Source organism: Acinetobacter sp. YH12128 (genome assembly GCF_013418655.1).
Classification (GTDB): domain Bacteria; phylum Pseudomonadota; class Gammaproteobacteria; order Pseudomonadales; family Moraxellaceae; genus Acinetobacter; species Acinetobacter amyesii.
On sequence record NZ_VPBO01000064.1, the window covers coordinates 1 to 1,264 of the forward strand.

General features: G+C 37.0%; 1 protein-coding gene and 2 pseudogenes. 1 reads left to right on the top strand and 2 read right to left on the bottom strand.

Annotated elements, in window-relative coordinates; all coding sequences use genetic code 11:
- Positions 1–128: 128 nt before the first annotated feature.
- Positions 129–365, top strand: a pseudogene (locus FTU64_RS16220) (recombinase family protein); the annotation flags it as partial.
- Positions 366–591: 226 nt separating this feature from the next.
- On the opposite strand, the gene FTU64_RS16225 reads toward FTU64_RS16220, so the two are convergent.
- The gene (locus FTU64_RS16225) at positions 592–1,089 is read right to left on the bottom strand and encodes a hypothetical protein (RefSeq protein WP_180009768.1); all 498 of its coding nucleotides are present in this window, start codon (positions 1,087–1,089) and stop codon (positions 592–594) included.
- 100 nt (positions 1,090–1,189) lie between these two features.
- Positions 1,190–1,264: pseudogene (locus tag FTU64_RS16230) on the bottom strand (IS6 family transposase); the annotation flags it as partial.

Genomic DNA, 1,264 nt, shown 5'->3' on the forward strand with positions numbered 1-1,264 from the left:
ATACCAACGAACAGCCCAAAGAATGATTTCACCTTGAAAGTGCCGACCGTGGAAGGGATTCATCTGCTGTATCTCGAAATAAATAAGATATTTAGCTTATCATGTCAGCCTATTTGCAACAGTGCCCTTTTGCGCAATTTGAACGTGAAATCATTCTGGAAAGGCAAAAGGAAGGAATTAAACTCGCCTCTGTTCAAGGGAAGTACAAAGGCCGGGTACATAAATTGAAGCCTGATAAAGCTGAAGCTTTGCGACAAGCATGGAAGGAAGGGCAGTATCCTTCAAAAATGGCATTAGGCCAGGCATTTGGAATTAGCCGCCAAGCGGTATACCGCTATTTAAAAGCCGGAGAGGAACTCAGTTGAAATTGGCGACTATAATTATTTATCTTATGAAAACTGTGGAACACTGACCCGGTACGGTTCAAGTAAAAATAATTATATTGCTGAGGAGGTTCTTATTGAAAGAGCTGAGAAGTTGGTAAAAACTATTGAAGAAATAGCTAAAAATCAGCCTGTAAAATACGGGCTGATTTATTGTTATAACTTTTAAAGATTAAGTTTAAAATAATATTAGCTAGGTGTTGGAATATTAGTAGTTATAACGGGTTTCTTGATAAAGATCTTCAGAAATTGGAAGTTGGGCTACCTTTTTAAAACGTCCTGACTCTAATACATAATAATATGCCATATAGCCGAGAGAATCGTAGTCATTTGTGTAGAGCTCTTCTGTTGTTATGATTACCTTGCTATTTGCTCTAATGCTGACAATATTTTCACCGCCTTCACCACCAAATGGTGTATCAAGAATGGCACCTGTTCTTTTATTGATAAAAGTATATACACGACAACTCGTACCACATCCCCATACACTCAGAACATATTCGCCAGCAAAGTTAATATCTTCTTTAGAAGAGTTAGTTAGACGTGTTTTGTAATTTTTATGATATGGCGTTGTTAATTTTGGTGCAGAAGTGGGACCTGTATAAATTCGAGCGGGATAGTCTGAGAATTTAGGGATTTCTACGATTTGAGCAAAGCTTGTATTAATTATAAAAGTAAGAAACAAAAAAATTATAAAACGATTCATTTTAAAGACTTGTATTGGGAAAGTAGTTGCGTGAAATGTACCATATTTGGCACTGTTGCAAATAGAGATTTGAGTCGATGATGTTCCCTTTAAAAAGTGCTTAGAGACCGAAAACCCTGTTGATTAGACACACTTCACCCTGAGGCTGACCATAATAAAATGACGATGCTTGTCC